The following is a 15242-nucleotide window of genomic DNA, read 5'->3' as shown; positions in this document are numbered from 1 at the left end:
AACCGTCCGACCGGACGGTAACATCCCATCCCGCCAAGCCAACGAGGACGCCGACGTGCCGCTTCCACAGCTCCTGACCATCGCCCTGGCCGAGCCCTCGCCGCTGCAGGCCCAGATCATCCGCCATGCCCTGAACGAACTGGGCATCCGCAATGTGGACGTGTTCCACAGCGGGCAAGCCTTGCTGCAGCACCTGCAGCAGCACACCCCGGACGTGGTGATCAGCGCGCTCTACCTGCCCGACATGACCGGCACCGAACTGGTCTATACGCTGCGGGCACAGCCCGCCCACCGGGACCGCCCGTTCATCCTGATCTCCAGCGAGACCAAGCCGCACTACCTCAACCCGGTACGCCAGGCCGGCGCGCTGGCGATCCTGCCCAAGCCGTTCACCACCGCTCAGCTCGACAAGGCGCTCGGCAACGTGCTGGAGTACCTCAACAGCGATCCGATGCTGAACGAGTGCGACGAGGATTTCAGCATGCTGAAGGTGCTGATCGTCGACGACAGCGCCACTTCGCGCCGCCTGATCCGCACCGTGCTGGAAAAAATCGGCTTCGAGCAGATCGCCGAAGCCGAGGACGGCAGCGAGGCGGTGCCGCTGATCAACGCCACCCACTTCGACCTGGTGGTGACCGACTACAACATGCCGCACATGGACGGCAAGCAACTGGTGGAGTACATCCGCACCCAGAGCATGCAGTTCACCGTGCCGATCCTGATGGTCTCGAGCGAAACCGACCAGCGCCGGCTGGCGGCGGTGCAGGACGCCGGGGTGTCGGCAGTGTGCGACAAGCCGTTCGACACCGCGGTGATCCGCCAGTTGGTCAGGCAGTTCGTCGCCGAGCGCACCTGACCCGAGGGCGTGGCGCGGTCAGCGCGGCGCCACCCAGACCAGCCGGCTGCGGCTCTTGTCGTCACCCAGTGCCTGGCGGCGCCAGTAGCCGGCGCTGTTCGCCACGCCGTCCAGCCCCGGCAGCTCCGGCACCTGACAGCGCGTCACCTCGATGAATCCCGCCTTGAGCAGCGCGCCACGCCCTTTCTGGCGCGTCTTGGGACAAGTCGGGTGCGTGGCCGCCGCCACCCATTCCGCCGTGGAGCCCGCTTCCCATACCGCTTCCAGCGTCACCTTCGGCTGCGTCATCATGGCGAAACCGTTCAACACCGATTCCAGCAGCGGACGCCACGGCGCCGGCACGCCGTCGAGTTGCGGCGCCAGCTCGCCGGGGTAGCTGACCGTCAGCGCCCACAGCGGCTCGGGAACCTGCCACCAGTTCGTCCCCTGCCCTGAGAACGCCGCCTCTACCAGCACCAGATCGAGCTGCCGGTCCGCAGGCCGATGGCGGATGAAGGCCCCGCCGCTGGCCTCGCCGCTCACCTGCAGAAAGAAGGCCTCCGCCGGCAGGATCAGCGTATCCGGCAGATGGGACGGCAGTCGCGTGTGCGCCAACGCCCGTGCCAGTCCGGCGTCGAACTCCGCGATCAGGCGGCCGTGCCGGACGTGGCTGCCGTACGCCAATGCCAGCACGAGCTCGGCCTCGGACACACCGTCCGCCTCGCCGTAGACTTGGGCAACCCGGGCCAGCTCACGCCCGACCAGTGCGCCGACAGCATCTTCGGCCAACGTGGCGCTGCCGGGCTGGGAAAAGAGTTGCCCGACGCGCTTGGCCCAAGGCCGGGTCAGGGCGTAACGCTGCACACCGTATTGCATACTCATCGGGATGTCCGCCAAGAAAAAGGCCGGATTGTAGCCGACCTTGGTTTTGCCGTTCAAAGCCTGCCCTGAAGCGGGCTCAGGTGCCTTCCACCCGTGGCGCCGCCGGACGCGGCGACTCGGTCTCGGACGCCACTTCGGCGTAGAGCCAGCGGCGGAAATGATTCAACGTCATCGGCCGCCCGAAGAAGAAGCCCTGCAGGAACTGGAAGCCCTTGGCGTTGAGGTAGCTCTGCTGCCCCTGGGTTTCCACGCCCTTGATCATCACCTTGAGGCCGAGCTGGGTCGCATTGACCAGGATGTCGTCGAGGATGTTGCCCTGGAAGCCCTCCTTGCCGATGGCCGAGACGTAGCCCTTTTCCACCTTGAGGTAGTCGAAACCCCAGGTTTGCAGGTAGCGACGGTCGGCGTGGCCGGCACCGAAGTCGTCGAGCGCCAGCTGGACCCCCATGGCCTTGAGCTCGCGCACTACCTTGAGACTCTCTTCGTGCTCTTCCAGCGCGACCCGCTCGGACACTTCCAGCACCAGCTGGATGTGCTTGTCCTTCAACACCGACAGCAGCAACCGGCAGTCCTCGATGATGTCGCGCGTGGTCAGGTGGCTGGCGGATATATTGACGCCGACCACGAACCCCGCTGGCAGCATCATCTGCCCCAGTTCGTGGCCGACGCAGCGCAGCAGGTAGCGGGTCAGCGCCACGATCAGTCCGGCCTCCTCCGCCGCCGGAATGAACAGCTGCGAGGGGATGAAGCCCTGCACCGGATGGCGCCAGCGCGCCAGCACCTCGACACCGATGCAATGACCGGACTGGGCCGTGACGATGGGCTGGTAGTGGACGAAAAACTCGCGCTTGCGCAGCCCTTGGGCGATCTCCCAGTTATTGGAATTACGGCTGTCCTTGGTGCTGTTGATGGCCCAGCCCAGAGCGCCCCCCGCCAGCAACGCCATCAACAGCGGCGCCAGCAACCCGCCCATGGCCAGCGCCAGCCGCGACTCCAGCGTCACCAGCAGCACCCCGACGAGGACGCACAGCACCATGGCCGAGACATAGACGGCCCACGCGGGAGCCCCCAACAGCGCCCTGCCCCACACCATTTTCAACTTGCGCATTCCGCCTCTCGCCCCATGACTGATTTCATCCTGCTCGTCCAGCGTCGTGTGCGCTACCGCCACCCCGCTGTGGATGGCGAGCTCTCAGGATAATGTCACATTCATCGTAGATAAAGACCAAGCTGGTTTTATTCGTTCCGCCCGGCTGTTCCGCCGGCCACGGCATACGCCCGATGACAGCCGGCACCCGGCCCCGCTACCATGAACGCCCCCAGCAACAGGAATAGCGCATGGAACGGATCGGATTTATCGGCCTGGGCCTGATGGGTCAGCCCATGGTCAGGCGGCTGCTGGCCGCCGGGCATCACGTCACCGTCTGGAACCGCAGCACGGAGAAAAGCCAGGCCCTGGCCGGACACGGCGCCCACATCGCAACCAGCCTGGCCGAACTGGCTCGTGACTGCACCCTGCTGATGAGCTGCGTGTCGGATACGCTGGCCGTCGAAGCGGTGGTGCTCGGCGCGGACGGCCTCGCCGCGCACGGCCGCCCGGATCAGCTGCTGGTCGATTTTTCCAGCATCGAACCGGCCGCCACGCGCGAGATGGCGGCGCGACTGGAGGCGCAGTGCGGCATGCACTGGGTCGATGCACCGGTGTCGGGCGGGGTGCGCGGGGCGGAAAGCGGCCAACTGGTGATCATGGCGGGCGGGCAGGAAGACGACATCGCCCGCCTGCGCCCGCTGGCGGCGGCACTGTGTCAGCGTCTGACCCACATGGGCCCGGTCGGAGCCGGCCAAGTCACCAAGGCATGCAACCAGCTGATCGTCGCCGCCAACGCGCTGCTGATTGCCGAGGCGGTCTCGCTGGCAGAAAAATCCGGCGTCGACGCTGCACTGCTGGCGCCGGCGCTGGCGGGCGGCTTTGCCGATTCGCTGCCGCTGCAGATCCTGGCACCGCGCATGGCCAGCCAGCGCTTCGAGCCGGTGCAATGGAAGGTGGCGACGCTGCTCAAGGACCTCGACAACGCGGTCAAGCTGGCACGCGAGGCCGGCGCGAGCTCGCCCCTGGCGGCGCTGGCCGACCAGCTGATGCGCCTGCACGCCGGACAGGGCCACGCTCAGGCCGACCTGAGCACTGTGGTGCAACTGTATCGGGAGCCCTGATACGGCACTGTGGCTGCCTGCCACGTGGGCGGCGGAGTGAAATTTTCCGGACGCCCGCGACAAGACACACGCAAATCAATCACTTAGAAAGGCTGTTTGGCGGAATAACTTGCCAGGCGGCTTTTTTCCCGTACTATCCGGCCTCTTGAAGTTTCAGCCGGGCTTCTTCGTTGTTCTCCCCCTGCAGTTAGCAGTTCACGCCTTTGCCCCGCTCAAACAGAGTTTCATCGTCCCTGACCGCTATTTTAGGCTTCGACCACGGAATGCTCCTTTTCCGGACCGCTGTTCGCCGCTTGCTTGGTTAGTGCCGATGAGTCGGGTGACCCGATTTTGAAGATGGTCACCGCATCCCGCCTATACCAGGCCAAGTGACGCCGGACATGCCGGCACTGAAAGGACATCATGCATTTTGCTGATCTGGGCCTCGCCCCCGCTATTACCTCCGCTCTCGACGCTGCCGGCTACACCACCCCGACTCCGGTTCAGGCCGCCTCGATCCCGGCCGCGCTGGCTGGCCACGATTTGCTGGTTTCGGCGCAGACCGGTAGCGGCAAAACCGCCGCTTTCCTGCTGCCCTCGCTGCAGAAGCTGACCGAACGCTCCACCGGCTCGGGCCAGGGCCCGCGCATCCTGGTGCTGACCCCGACCCGCGAACTGGCGCAGCAGGTGGAAAAGAACGCCACCGAATACGGCAGCCAACTGCGCTGGCTGCGCACCGTGTGCCTGGTCGGCGGCGCCTCCTTCGGCTACCAGATCCGCGCCATGGCGCGCCCGGTTGACATCATGGTTGCCACCCCGGGTCGCCTGATGGACCACATGCGTTCCGGCCGTATCGATTTCTCGCGCCTGGAAATGCTGATCCTGGACGAAGCCGACCGCATGCTCGACATGGGCTTCATCGAAGACATCGAAACCATCGTCAAGGCCACCCCGGACAGCCGCCAGACCGTGCTGTTCTCGGCCACGCTGGACGGCACCGTCGGCAAGCTGGCACAGAAGCTCACCCGCGACCCGCAGCGTATCGAAATCGCCCGCGAAGAAACCGGCGGCAACATCGAAGAACACCTGCTGTACGCCGACGACAACCGTCACAAAGAGCGTCTGCTCGACCACATCCTGAAGGAAGCCGGCTTCGACCAGGCGGTGATCTTCACCGCCACTAAGATCGGTTCCGAAGAGCTGGCCGACAAGCTGTCGGACCAGGGCTACGCTGCCGCCTGCCTGCACGGCGACATGCCGCAGAACTGGCGTAACCGCACCCTGAACGACCTGCGTCGCGGCCGCGTGCGCATCCTGGTGGCCACCGATGTTGCTGCGCGCGGCATCGACGTGCCGACCATCACCCACGTGGTCAACTACGACCTGCCGAAGCAGGCCGAAGACTACGTGCACCGTATCGGTCGTACCGGTCGTGCCGGTCGTGACGGCGTAGCGATCACCCTGGCCGAGTCCAAGGAATTCCACAAGGTGCGCCGCATCGAGCAGTACCTGAAGCGCCAGATCACCGAAGGCGTGATCGAAGGCATGGAACCGACCCGTCGCCCGCCGAAGGGTGGCCCGCGCCGCGCCGGTAGCGGCAAGCCGGGTGAGCGTCGTGGCGGCGGCTACGGCGGCAACAACCGCAAGCCGGGTGGCAGCGGTGGCTACGGTAACCGTGGTCCGCGCCAGGGTGGCAGCGGCGGCGGCTACGGCAACCGCACCACTCGCGCCGCCGACTAAGCGGCAGCAATGAAAAATGGCGACCTCGGTCGCCATTTTTCTTGCCTGTCGTTCCGGCTCGCACTTTTCTTATCTTCGCTCAAGGATGCGTCGCCTTGCTACGGGCATCCTGCCAACTGTTCACCCACATGACAGGACCCCTACCATGAGCGAATTGCCGGTACTCGACAACAACGTCTTCCCCTTCGACGCGCGCGGCGTAGCCAAGCGTTTCCGTCATGCCGCCATTTTCGGCGCCATCGAATCGCTGTACGACGGCGACACCATGCGCTTCATCAACGATCACGATCCGCTGCCGCTGCTGGACCAATTGCGTCAGCGCTACGGCCACCAGCTGACCTTCAGCTACGTCGCCCGCGAGCCGGGCAACATCGTTATCGATTTCAAGGTGCAGCTGGGCGAGCAGGCGGCCGACGGCCAGCAGCAAGCCGTAAGTGAAGCGCCGGCCCAGGGCGGCGGTTGCGGCGGCGGCGGTGGCTGCGGCTGCTCCGGCCACTAAGCCCTGCACCGACACACCATGACGCCGGTCCCGCTTGTGCGGGGCCGGCGTTTTTTTGTACCCTGCGTCACGGACGCTGAGCTAAGCTCAGGCGGCCGCGACGAGTACCGGCAGCTCGGCCAGCCCGTACTTCCCCCGCGCCCTGTTGCGCGCCTCGGTATAGGCCTCGAACTCACGGCAGGTCGACGAGCGCTGCGGGTAGATAGCACAACCTCGCCCTGCAAGGCCACACAACGCGGCGAGTCGGACCAGGTGCCGCGCATGCAACGGCGAAATCGTTGATTTTTTCGGTGAGAGGCAGCGGGACCGGACCGCCGCCGTCATCGGCTTCGGCCCAGTAGAACGAGGCGCGGAAGGCGGCGCAACAGGCGCCGCAACGCAGACACGGATTGCTCTTTTCGCTCATGATGGAAAAAGAAACACAAAACGCACCAGGCGGCACCTTGCCGCCACTGAAACGGCCCGCCATGTGGGCGGACAGGATTTTTCCGCAACGCCAGAACACCGTCAAGCAGAGCCCCTGAAGGCGCCCATCGTCCCGACGCCCGCGGTCGGCACGGCATGGTGGCCGTTACAGTGGTGTCGGCCTGATCCACAGCTTCGATGCCGAGCCCCCGCCTCCGTCGCCAACCATGCGCGGTCGCTATCGTCCTTCAAACCGACACCGCAGGCCGGGACGCCCGCCGATCCGCATCGCCAGAGGCGAGCACACCACCGCTCGCCTCAGCCACGGCAATGTAGCCTCGCCGACACAGTGACCACCGGATATTTTATGAAGCGCCGTTAACACTTTGCCCCCTCTTCGCATCCGTCCGACAGCGCCCTTTCCCGTCGCCACGATGCGGCATAATCCTTTCCGGACAAGGGCTTGCCATGCCCCGACGCCATGCGCGACACGGCCCCGAAGCCGGCCCCTCACCCCTCCCGCGTCACCATCCTCCGGTACTAAACATTTGCTAACAGTTTGCCGCCCCACGACCTCCGGGGAGTGCCTACACTAGGCTCATCAACACACGGGAGAACGATCATGCTGCTGAAGAAATGGATTGCCGTACTGTCGCTGGGGCTCGCGGCCACCGCCGCCCAGGCACATTCCGACGCCGTCTTGGGTGGTGCGCTCGGTGGTGCAGCCGGCGCCGTCATCGGCTCGTCCATCGGCGGGCGTGACGGAGCCATCGTCGGCGGTGCCCTGGGTGCCGCGACCGGGGTCGCCATCAGTCAGCGCCCCTACTACTACGAGCCGGCACCCGTGGTTTATGCCCCGCCGCGTCCGGTGGTGGTCGAGGAGCCGGTCTACGTCCGCCCGCGCCCGGTCATCATCGAACGCGAGCGCTACGTGGATTACGGCCCGGGCCCGTACTGGGCAGGCCGCCCGGAATGGCGGCATCACGGCTGGAAGCATCGCGGCTGGGAGCGCCGCGGCTGGGACGACTGATCACTGACTGACCTGACGCCCCCCAAGAACAAGGCGGTGCCCTACGGCGCCGCCTTTTGCTGCCTGACGCCGGCCGCTCAGCTCCAGCGCTTGCCCAACAGCTCCAGGCCGGCGCGGTTGAGATCGGCCGGCGTCATCGCAATACGGAATTCGCAATCGGCCTCGAACTGCAGGAAGAACGGTTCGGCATAGCGCGGAATCTCGCTCGACTCGTTGACGTTGATCACCGCAACGACGGTACGCAGACCGTTCTGTTCGGTGAAGTAGATCGCCTCGGGTTTCAGTTCGTCCACGATCTGCGCAATGATCTCGGCGGCCCGCCCCTCCCGCACCAGCTGGTTGAACGGTTCGTGGGGAATATGCGCCATCATCAGCATCTTCATGATTTTTCTCCTGCCCCGGCGGCCCAGCCGGGGACTCGCGTTTGAAGGGAAAGCAACTGCCCCGCATCCCCGCTCAGGCAACGATGGGGGCATGGCCGGGCCCCCGACATTGGCCGACGCAGCACCTGGCAAGGCCGTCTTTCTCCATCATAATCAATGACAAGGAGCGGCGCCGCCCGTTCGGCCTGCCCTCGTCAGGAGAATCCGCCATGCCTCTGCGCTCCATCCTCGCCGCACTGCTGCTGGGCCTCGTCAGCCTCGCTTCGGCCAACCCCTATCCCAGCCAGCTTTATCCCTTGCAGTTGACCCAACTGGCACGCGGGCTGAACCACCCCTGGTCGCTAGCCTTTCTGCCCGGCGGACGAATGCTGCTCACCGAGCGCGCCGGTCGCCTGCGCCTGCTCGATGCCCAAGGCCGGGTCGACCCGCAACCGGTGAGCGGCGTACCCGCGGTAGTCGCCGTGGGCCAGGGCGGACTGTTCGACGTGCTGCCGCACCCGCGTTTCGCGGACAACCACCTGATCTACCTCAGCTACGCCGGCGGCACGCCCGAAGCCAGCAGCACCGAGATCGCCCGCGCCCAACTCGACGGCCACGCGCTACGCGACCTCCAAGTGATCTTCCGCCAACTGCCGCGTTCCGATTCCGACCACCATTACGGCGGCCGGCTGCTGTTCGATCGCGCCGGCAAGCTCTACCTGTCACTGGGCGACCGCGGCGAGGACGCCCGCGCCCAACGCCACAACGATCACGCCGGCTCGGTCATCCGCCTCAATGATGATGGCAGCGTGCCGCCCGACAATCCCTGGGTCGGTCATCCCGGCTGGAAGCCAGAAAAATTCACCCTCGGCCACCGCAATCAGCAAGGCATGGCGCTCAACCCGCGCAGCGGCGCCATCTGGACCCACGAGCACGGCCCGCAGGGCGGCGACGAGGTCAACGTGATCCGCGCCGGCGCCAACTACGGCTGGCCGGTAATCACCTACGGCAAGACCTACGGCCTGGGCCTGCCGATCGGCGAAGGAACACACAAGGCCGGCATGGAACAGCCGCGGAAGGTATGGGTGCCGTCGATCGCCCCGTCCGGCATGGCGTTCTACCAGGGGAAACCGTTCGCGCGCTGGCAGGGCGACCTGCTGATCGGCGCCTTGAAGGGGGAGATGCTGGTGCGGCTGAAACTGGACGGCGACAAGGTGGTAGCAGAAGAGCGCATGTTGAAGGGCGCGCTGGGGCGCATCCGCGACGTGCGCGTCGGCCCGGACGGCCTGGTCTACCTGCTCACCGACGAGGACGACGGCCAGCTGGTGCGGGTCAGCCCGGCGCCTACGCGCTGAGTCGCCGGCCATGCCATGATCGGACTGGACGGCAATGCCGGGCAGCGGCTCGCCACGACCCGCAGCCCCGAGCGGTGTGCGTCAGAAGCGTTCGTGCTCGGTCAGGTAGCGCCACTGCCCCTGCTCCAGATCGCCCAGCGCGATGCGGCCGATGCGGATGCGCTTCACCGCCGTCACGCGCAGGCCGACCAGCTCGGCCATGCGGCGGATCTGGCGCCGCACCGGATCGCGCAACACGAAGCGCAGCTGGCTATCGCTCTGGCGGCTGACCTTGACCGGCTTGAGCGCTTCGCCGTCCAGGCTCAGGCCATGGCGCAGCTGCTCGAGCATGGCATCGCTGACCTCACCCTCGACCCACACCAGGAACTCCTGTTCGAAGTCGGCTGCCTTGGCCATCAGCGCTCGCGCAATGCGGCCATCCTGGGTCAGCACCAAGAGGCCGGACGAATCGACGTCGAGCTTGCCCGCCGGCGCCAGGTAATTGAGATGTTTCTTCAGGAAGGTATAGCCAGAACGGTCCCTGGGCGAACGGGTCTCCGGCTTGATCAACTGCCACGCCGGGCGCTCGCCGGCCTCCGACGGACCGGAGCCGTAGCCCACCGGCTTGTTGAGCAGGAAGGTGACGCGCTCGGCCTGCAGCGCCATCGCCTGGCGCGTCAGCTCGATGGCCTGCTCCGGGCGCACCCGGCTGCCCAATACATTCACCACCACACCGTCGACCTTGACCAGCCCCATCTCGATGAATTCGTCGGCCTCGCGGCGCGAGCACAGGCCCAGTTCGGTCATGCGTTTGGACAGGCGGACGGTATCGCTCATGGCAGGGGCTTCGTGGTTGGATGGAAAGGAGCGCGATTATCGCGCTTTTTGGCGCGGCGCGCGCGGCGAATCTTCGGCCAACCTTGAGGCCGGCCACAAAAAAACCCGGCGGGATCGCTCCGGCCGGGCTTCTCTGAAACGGCGACTGACCAAATCAGCCCTTGACCACCGCCGCGATGGCATCGGCCACGTAGTCGATGTTCTTGCTGTTGAGCGCGGCCAGGCAGATACGACCGGTGGAAACGGCGTAGATGCCGAACTCGTTCTTCAGACGCTCAACCTGCTCCACGGTCAGGCCGGTATAGGAGAACATGCCGCGCTGCTTGATCACGAACGAGAAGTCCTGGGCCACGCCCTTGGCCTGCAGCTTCTCGACCAGGCTCGAGCGCATGGCGCGGATGCGGTCGCGCATGCCGGCCAGTTCGTCTTCCCACTGCTGACGCAGTTCCGGGCTGGACAGCACGGCCGCCACGATGGCGCCGCCGTGGATCGGCGGGTTGGAGTAGTTGGTGCGGATCACGCGCTTGAGCTGCGACATCACGCGGCCGGCTTCTTCCTTGGACGCGGTCACGATCGACAGCGCGCCGACGCGCTCGCCGTAGAGCGAGAAGCTCTTGGAGAACGAGCTCGACACGAAGAACTGCAGGCCGGAAGCCGAGAACAGGCGTACCGCCACGGCGTCGGCGTCGATACCGTCGGCAAAACCCTGGTAGGCCATGTCGAGGAACGGCACCAGGCCGCGGGCACGGCAGGCTTCCACCACCTCAGCCCACTGCACGTCGCTCATGTCGGCGCCGGTCGGGTTGTGGCAGCAGGCGTGCAGCACGATCACGGAGCCCGCGTCCAGACCCAGCAGGAACTCCTTCATCGCGGCGAAGTTCACGCCACGGGTGGCCGCGTCGTAGTACGGGTAGTTTTCCACCACGAAACCGGCGGACTCGAACAGCGCACGGTGGTTTTCCCAGCTCGGGTCGCTGATGTAGACCTTGGACGACGCGTTCAGGCGCTTCAGGAAGTCGGCACCGATCTTCAGGGCACCGGTACCGCCCAGCGCTTCGGCGGTCACCACGCGGCCGCTCTCGGCCAGCTCGCTGCCGGTGCCGAACAGCAGGTTCTGCACAGCCTGGGCGTAAGCGGCCGGACCTTCGATCGGCTGGTAGCCGCGCGGCGGCATGGCTTCCAGGCGGGCCTTCTCGGCGGCCTTGACGGCGGCCAGAAGCGGAATCTTGCCGTTGTCGTCGTAGTAAACGCCCACACCCAGGTTTACCTTGGTGGCACGGGTGTCAGCGTTGAAGGCTTCGTTCAGGCCGAGAATGGGGTCGCGCGGCGCCATTTCCACGGCGGCGAAGATCGAAGTGGTCATCAGGGGCTCCATGAGTATTGCCGATTGCGGCAACGTCACCGGGTCTGTGCAGGAGGCCGGTCGACGCTGCGGGGGATAAAAACGAAATCCCACAGAGTTTACCACGCCACCGCCGCGATAGAACGCCGCCGGGCAGGCAAATCGCGACGGCAAACGTCAGAAAATGGCGCCTGGCAAGGACACGGCATCAGGCTCGCCACGCTCACGGCTCACCCCGCCGCCTTTTTGTGACGCCAGACCGCGATCAGCGCCCCCAGCTTTGCCCGGCGCGGCAGGCGCTCGTCCGACAGCGCCTCGAGGAAATCCGACAGGCGTTTCGATTTCACCACGGTATAGAGTGTCAGCCAGGTGGTCGGAATCAGCGTCAGCAGGAAATACCACACCTTGAGTGGGAACGGACTGTCCGCTGCGGCCAGCAGGTTCATGCCGAGAAAACCGGTGGTGATCGAACCAATCAGGCCGAAGGTGGTGACGATGGTCAGCCGCACCACGGTATTGGCCTGACGGCGCAGACTGTCGCTGTCGAGGTATTCGCTCATCTCGCGGATTTCGTCGCGCACCTCGTCGAACAAGGCGGCGGTGCCGAGATGATCGGTGCACATGCGGAACAAGGCTCGCGACTGCGCCAGGTCTGACAGCTCGTGGAACCAGTAGCGGTGGGTAAAGCGCAGGAAAATCTCGAACAGCTGGCGGATCACCCGCTTGAATTCCTTGACCGATTCCGCGTGATGGATGTCGAGCCGGTTGAGCGCCTCGACCAGCCGGTCCGAAAACATCAGCAGGCTCGCCTTCTGAAAATGCGCGATCAGAAACAGCAGGAAATACTGGTGCCGGAACTGCGCCAACAGCCCGGTCTCCGCGCCGGTAAACACCGGCGAGGCCGCATCGCCGACCATCACCAGGGCATGACCACAGCACAAAAAACGCGTCGGAGGACCGTCGACCCGGTCCCCCCAATAACGGTCGTAGCAATAGTGCTGCTCGAAGTCGGCAACGTGCCGGTCGGCGTACGGCAAGCCCGACTGCTCACTGGCCGCGGTGAGCAACCCCAGGCGGATGAAGTCGCTGCGCGACAAAGCGCGAGGGTCGTCCAACGCCAGGTAGGCGATCACCGGCATGCGGTAGTACTCGAGCTGGCGGTAACGGATCAGGCCGGGTTCGTCGGCATGGTCTAGCACCAGCGGCCGCAGTAGGAAATCCCAATGCGCCGCGATGCACGGCGCCCGATGGCGGCCGACAAAGGACAGGTACTTGTCGCGCTTCTCGAAGTCGGACGCCGCCAGCGTGCCGCCATCCGCCCCCAGCCACTCTACGTGGTGCAGACAGTGCATACCCTGCCCTGATTCGTCCCAGCCGGCCGGATAGGCCCGGCCGAACCGGTACAGCGTGTCCTGCACCTGGAACAACGTCAGGTCGTCGCCGGCCACCTCGACCACCAGTTGCACCACATCGATGTCGAAGAAAAAATGCAGATCGACCCGCGCCACCTGCAACGTCAACGGTGCGCTACCCGGCTCCGGCACAAGCCGCACCGCAGCGATGTCACGGCGACGGAACACCCGCATCGGAGAGGCACCAGCGACGCGGCCCTGGCGCGCGGTGCGGCTCTCGCCGTACAGAAAGCGCTGAACATGCGGCAGAAAGGTAATGAACTCGTGGTACTGCTGGGCATGAAACCGGGCCGGATCGTCGGGGAAAACGTCGTCGATCTCGTGCCAGGGGTTGTCGGCGCCGCTTTGCTGCAACAGCTCCCAGTGCTTCTGGATCTGGCTGCCGGCGTGGATCGGCATCAATTGCAGCGGCCACACCAGAATCTGGCGGAAATGGCGTACCCGTTTTTCGGTGGGGGAATGGGCTTCTGGCATCGCGAGTTCCAGTGCGGGGTATCGTCGTCACAGACAGCGACATCGCCCTCCCTGACAAAGATCAGCGGGTGACATGTCGAATCGATAAAACCTAACACAAGCTGGCCTGGTTTTCATAGCGCCGCCAGGGAACAGCTTCCTGCCGCAAGACAAGCGCCATGCAATACCGCCGCGCGCAGATGCCATTAGCTCCGTTTAAAAGTCCAACAAATACAACAAATGCATAAATTTATATTGCATCAATTTATACTTACGATAACTATATGGCATAAACAATTCTATTGTACTGCAAGCTCACTTTGGTGGCAGCCGCCGCCAAGGCAATCTACAGGAGGAAAAGCATGGATGCATACATGGGCACAATCACGATCTTCGGTTTCAACTATGCACCTCAAGACTGGGCGCTATGCCAAGGCCAAACCTATCAGGTCTCGCAATACGAAGCACTGTACTCCTTGCTTGGCACCCTTTACGGCGGCACTGCTCCGCAAAATTTCAAACTGCCCAACCTGGCCGCCCGCATGCCCATCGGAACCGGCCCCGCCCAGCCGGCCTACAACCTGCCCGCCTATAATCCTGGCCAGTTCGGCGGCACCCAGAATGTCGCCCTGACCACCGCCAATCTGCCGGCGCACTCCCACACCGCCACCTCGATGGCCGTGACCTTCCACGCCGCCGGCACACCGACGCCGGCCACGCCGGCCAGTACGCCTAGTGCCTCCAACCCCTACTTGGGTGCCTCCGGCGGCGGTACGGGTCTGGCAAATATCTGGTCCTCCGCCCTGAACAATCCCGTCAGCGTGCAGGGGCTTTCCGCGACAGGTAACACCGACCTTACCGGCGGCAACTCACCGGTGAGCGTGCTCAACCCCTTCCTCGCGCTCAATTTCTGTATTGCTATCAACGGACTCTATCCGGTCCGTCCCTGAACCCACGACAACACGCCAACAGCGGGTAGAAGGCAGCACGCGCCATGCCCGCTGTTTTGAACTGAAAGATACCGTCATGCTGGCAACCTTATGCGCCGACGACTTCATTGGTCTGGCCGGCCAATACTGCTCCTTCCAGAGCGAACACCACCCGGAACTGACATTGCAGATCCAGGCCGTCAAACTGAGACCCCAAGCTCAAACGCCCAGTGCGACTTCGCGCCGTACACCTTTCGTCGTGGAACTGGCGGCCTCTCCAAACACCACCGTGGTCGATGCGGTCGGCCGCCTCACCCTGCCAGGGCATGGCACTGTTGAAACACGCCAGCTGGATTTGGTCTGGATCGGCCGGGTGATCCCGGCCGGACGCGATCCGTCTCTGGCCTACTTCCAGCTGCCATTCAACTGAACAGCCCCCCTGCGCGGCCTTGCGAGAAGCCTGCATCGGGGTACCACACGAGCTTGTCGGCGATATCCCCCGCCTCTTCCAGGACAAAACCGAGCTGTTGATAGAGCCGCCGAGCCTGAACATTGCTGTGCCATACCACCACGGCCAGAGGAGCGCGTACCTCTCTGGCCGCTTGCTGCAAACCCGTCAGCACCTGTTTCCCATACCCCAGACCACGTACGTCGGGCAACAGAGTCAGAAAGATGATGCGAATCTCGTTATGGCCAAAATCCACCATCACCACGCCGATCCGGGAAAGCGTCTTTTCAATGATGAAATGCATCGCATTGGGATAGTTGTTGCCCGCCCCTTGAAGTAATACCTGGTACTGCTGCTCCTGTACGGTCCGGATCAGGTCGTCTTCACCATCGATCAATTGCAGATCGGGTCGTGCGTTGCGATACAACTGCGCTATGAAGGCGGCATCGCTTTGTCTGGCCGGCCGCAGTGTCAGTCCCTGCGCCAGTGAAGATGAGTTCAAGATAGTCGTCACTGCCCGCTCCTTTTCTAGTTCAATCCCATT

Annotated in this window: 16 protein-coding genes; 8 read left to right on the top strand and 8 right to left on the bottom strand. The window is 64.6% G+C overall.

What is annotated here, in order from left to right; all coding sequences use genetic code 11:
- Positions 1–55: 55 nt before the first annotated feature.
- On the top strand, positions 56–856 hold the full coding sequence (locus tag ABKF58_RS12770) for a response regulator (protein ID WP_482581071.1): 801 nt from the start codon (positions 56–58) through the stop codon (positions 854–856).
- A gap of 18 nt (positions 857–874) precedes the next feature.
- On the opposite strand, the gene ABKF58_RS12765 is transcribed toward ABKF58_RS12770, so the two are convergent.
- Both ABKF58_RS12765 and ABKF58_RS12760 read right to left on the bottom strand, forming a co-directional pair.
- Entirely contained in the window at positions 875–1717 is an 843-nt protein-coding gene (locus ABKF58_RS12765) for a hypothetical protein (RefSeq protein WP_482581069.1), read from the bottom strand.
- 76 nt (positions 1718–1793) lie between these two features.
- A complete protein-coding gene (locus ABKF58_RS12760) occupies positions 1794–2825 on the bottom strand; it encodes an EAL domain-containing protein (RefSeq protein ID WP_482581067.1) in 1032 nt (343 codons plus the stop codon).
- Positions 2826–3055: 230 nt separating this feature from the next.
- On the opposite strand from ABKF58_RS12760, the gene ABKF58_RS12755 reads away from it, so the two are divergent.
- The 3 genes from ABKF58_RS12755 to ABKF58_RS12745 all read left to right on the top strand — a co-directional run bounded on the left by ABKF58_RS12755 (position 3056) and on the right by ABKF58_RS12745 (position 6146).
- On the top strand, positions 3056–3928 hold the full coding sequence (locus tag ABKF58_RS12755; protein ID WP_482581065.1) for an NAD(P)-dependent oxidoreductase: 873 nt from the start codon (positions 3056–3058) through the stop codon (positions 3926–3928).
- Positions 3929–4330: 402 nt separating this feature from the next.
- Positions 4331–5647: a DEAD/DEAH box helicase gene (locus ABKF58_RS12750; protein WP_014087679.1), complete on the top strand. Its 1317-nt coding sequence runs from the start codon at positions 4331–4333 to the stop codon at positions 5645–5647.
- A 145-nt stretch (positions 5648–5792) separates the two neighbouring features.
- Positions 5793–6146: a DUF2249 domain-containing protein gene (locus ABKF58_RS12745; protein ID WP_482581063.1), complete on the top strand. Its 354-nt coding sequence runs from the start codon at positions 5793–5795 to the stop codon at positions 6144–6146.
- Positions 6147–6318: 172 nt separating this feature from the next.
- On the opposite strand, the gene ABKF58_RS12740 is transcribed toward ABKF58_RS12745, so the two are convergent.
- The gene (locus ABKF58_RS12740; protein ID WP_482581062.1) at positions 6319–6657 is read right to left on the bottom strand and encodes a YkgJ family cysteine cluster protein; all 339 of its coding nucleotides are present in this window, start codon (positions 6655–6657) and stop codon (positions 6319–6321) included.
- Between the two features lie 516 nt (positions 6658–7173).
- Here ABKF58_RS12740 and ABKF58_RS12735 point away from each other — a divergent pair.
- Positions 7174–7581, top strand: a complete 408-nt coding sequence (locus ABKF58_RS12735) for a YMGG-like glycine zipper-containing protein (protein ID WP_008953571.1) — start codon at positions 7174–7176, stop codon at positions 7579–7581.
- Between the two features lie 77 nt (positions 7582–7658).
- Here the strand turns inward: ABKF58_RS12735 and ABKF58_RS12730 are convergent, their stop codons facing one another.
- Positions 7659–7964, bottom strand: a complete 306-nt coding sequence (locus tag ABKF58_RS12730; protein WP_482581061.1) for a panthothenate synthetase — start codon at positions 7962–7964, stop codon at positions 7659–7661.
- Positions 7965–8173: 209 nt separating this feature from the next.
- On the opposite strand from ABKF58_RS12730, the gene ABKF58_RS12725 reads away from it, so the two are divergent.
- Positions 8174–9298, top strand: a complete 1125-nt coding sequence (locus ABKF58_RS12725) for a PQQ-dependent sugar dehydrogenase (protein ID WP_482581059.1) — start codon at positions 8174–8176, stop codon at positions 9296–9298.
- A gap of 81 nt (positions 9299–9379) precedes the next feature.
- Here the strand turns inward: ABKF58_RS12725 and ABKF58_RS12720 are convergent, their stop codons facing one another.
- The 3 genes from ABKF58_RS12720 to ABKF58_RS12710 form a co-directional block, all read right to left on the bottom strand.
- Positions 9380–10114 carry a pseudouridine synthase gene (locus ABKF58_RS12720; RefSeq protein ID WP_482581057.1) on the bottom strand — a complete coding sequence of 245 codons (735 nt, stop codon included), beginning with the start codon at positions 10112–10114 and terminating at the stop codon, positions 9380–9382.
- 154 nt (positions 10115–10268) lie between these two features.
- Positions 10269–11477 (bottom strand): amino acid aminotransferase, encoded by a 1209-nt coding sequence (locus tag ABKF58_RS12715; protein WP_482581055.1) that lies wholly within the window; start codon positions 11475–11477, stop codon positions 10269–10271.
- 209 nt (positions 11478–11686) lie between these two features.
- Positions 11687–13342 (bottom strand): hypothetical protein, encoded by a 1656-nt coding sequence (locus tag ABKF58_RS12710; protein WP_482581053.1) that lies wholly within the window; start codon positions 13340–13342, stop codon positions 11687–11689.
- Between the two features lie 341 nt (positions 13343–13683).
- On the opposite strand from ABKF58_RS12710, the gene ABKF58_RS12705 reads away from it, so the two are divergent.
- Together ABKF58_RS12705 and ABKF58_RS12700 are read left to right on the top strand one after the other, a co-directional pair.
- Entirely contained in the window at positions 13684–14271 is a 588-nt protein-coding gene (locus ABKF58_RS12705) for a phage tail protein (protein WP_482581051.1), read from the top strand.
- Between the two features lie 76 nt (positions 14272–14347).
- Positions 14348–14680, top strand: a complete 333-nt coding sequence (locus ABKF58_RS12700) for a hypothetical protein (protein WP_482581050.1) — start codon at positions 14348–14350, stop codon at positions 14678–14680.
- On the opposite strand, the gene ABKF58_RS12695 is transcribed toward ABKF58_RS12700, so the two are convergent.
- Positions 14673–15212, bottom strand: a complete 540-nt coding sequence (locus tag ABKF58_RS12695; protein WP_482581048.1) for a GNAT family N-acetyltransferase — start codon at positions 15210–15212, stop codon at positions 14673–14675. The genes ABKF58_RS12700 and ABKF58_RS12695 overlap by 8 nt on opposite strands.
- Positions 15213–15242 lie beyond the last annotated feature (30 nt).

This window comes from Pseudogulbenkiania sp. AW2-16 (assembly GCF_056824575.1).
The sequence above is the reverse complement of the archived record's forward strand: the minus strand, read 5'-3'. Positions and strand labels throughout refer to the sequence as shown.

What these genes read in the sequence shown, in the direction of transcription:
- ABKF58_RS12735 (WP_008953571.1), top strand. Translation starts at nt 7,174, where the DNA reads ATGCTGCTGAAGAAATGGATTGCCGTACTGTCGCTGGGGCTCGCGGCC.
- ABKF58_RS12715 (WP_482581055.1), bottom strand. Translation starts at nt 11,477, where the DNA reads ATGACCACTTCGATCTTCGCCGCCGTGGAAATGGCGCCGCGCGACCCC.
- ABKF58_RS12710 (WP_482581053.1), bottom strand. Translation starts at nt 13,342, where the DNA reads ATGCCAGAAGCCCATTCCCCCACCGAAAAACGGGTACGCCATTTCCGC.
- ABKF58_RS12725 (WP_482581059.1), top strand. Translation starts at nt 8,174, where the DNA reads ATGCCTCTGCGCTCCATCCTCGCCGCACTGCTGCTGGGCCTCGTCAGC.
- ABKF58_RS12745 (WP_482581063.1), top strand. Translation starts at nt 5,793, where the DNA reads ATGAGCGAATTGCCGGTACTCGACAACAACGTCTTCCCCTTCGACGCG.
- ABKF58_RS12765 (WP_482581069.1), bottom strand. Translation starts at nt 1,717, where the DNA reads ATGAGTATGCAATACGGTGTGCAGCGTTACGCCCTGACCCGGCCTTGG.
- ABKF58_RS12730 (WP_482581061.1), bottom strand. Translation starts at nt 7,964, where the DNA reads ATGAAGATGCTGATGATGGCGCATATTCCCCACGAACCGTTCAACCAG.
- ABKF58_RS12720 (WP_482581057.1), bottom strand. Translation starts at nt 10,114, where the DNA reads ATGAGCGATACCGTCCGCCTGTCCAAACGCATGACCGAACTGGGCCTG.
- ABKF58_RS12700 (WP_482581050.1), top strand. Translation starts at nt 14,348, where the DNA reads ATGCTGGCAACCTTATGCGCCGACGACTTCATTGGTCTGGCCGGCCAA.
- ABKF58_RS12760 (WP_482581067.1), bottom strand. Translation starts at nt 2,825, where the DNA reads ATGCGCAAGTTGAAAATGGTGTGGGGCAGGGCGCTGTTGGGGGCTCCC.
- ABKF58_RS12750 (WP_014087679.1), top strand. Translation starts at nt 4,331, where the DNA reads ATGCATTTTGCTGATCTGGGCCTCGCCCCCGCTATTACCTCCGCTCTC.
- ABKF58_RS12705 (WP_482581051.1), top strand. Translation starts at nt 13,684, where the DNA reads ATGGATGCATACATGGGCACAATCACGATCTTCGGTTTCAACTATGCA.
- ABKF58_RS12755 (WP_482581065.1), top strand. Translation starts at nt 3,056, where the DNA reads ATGGAACGGATCGGATTTATCGGCCTGGGCCTGATGGGTCAGCCCATG.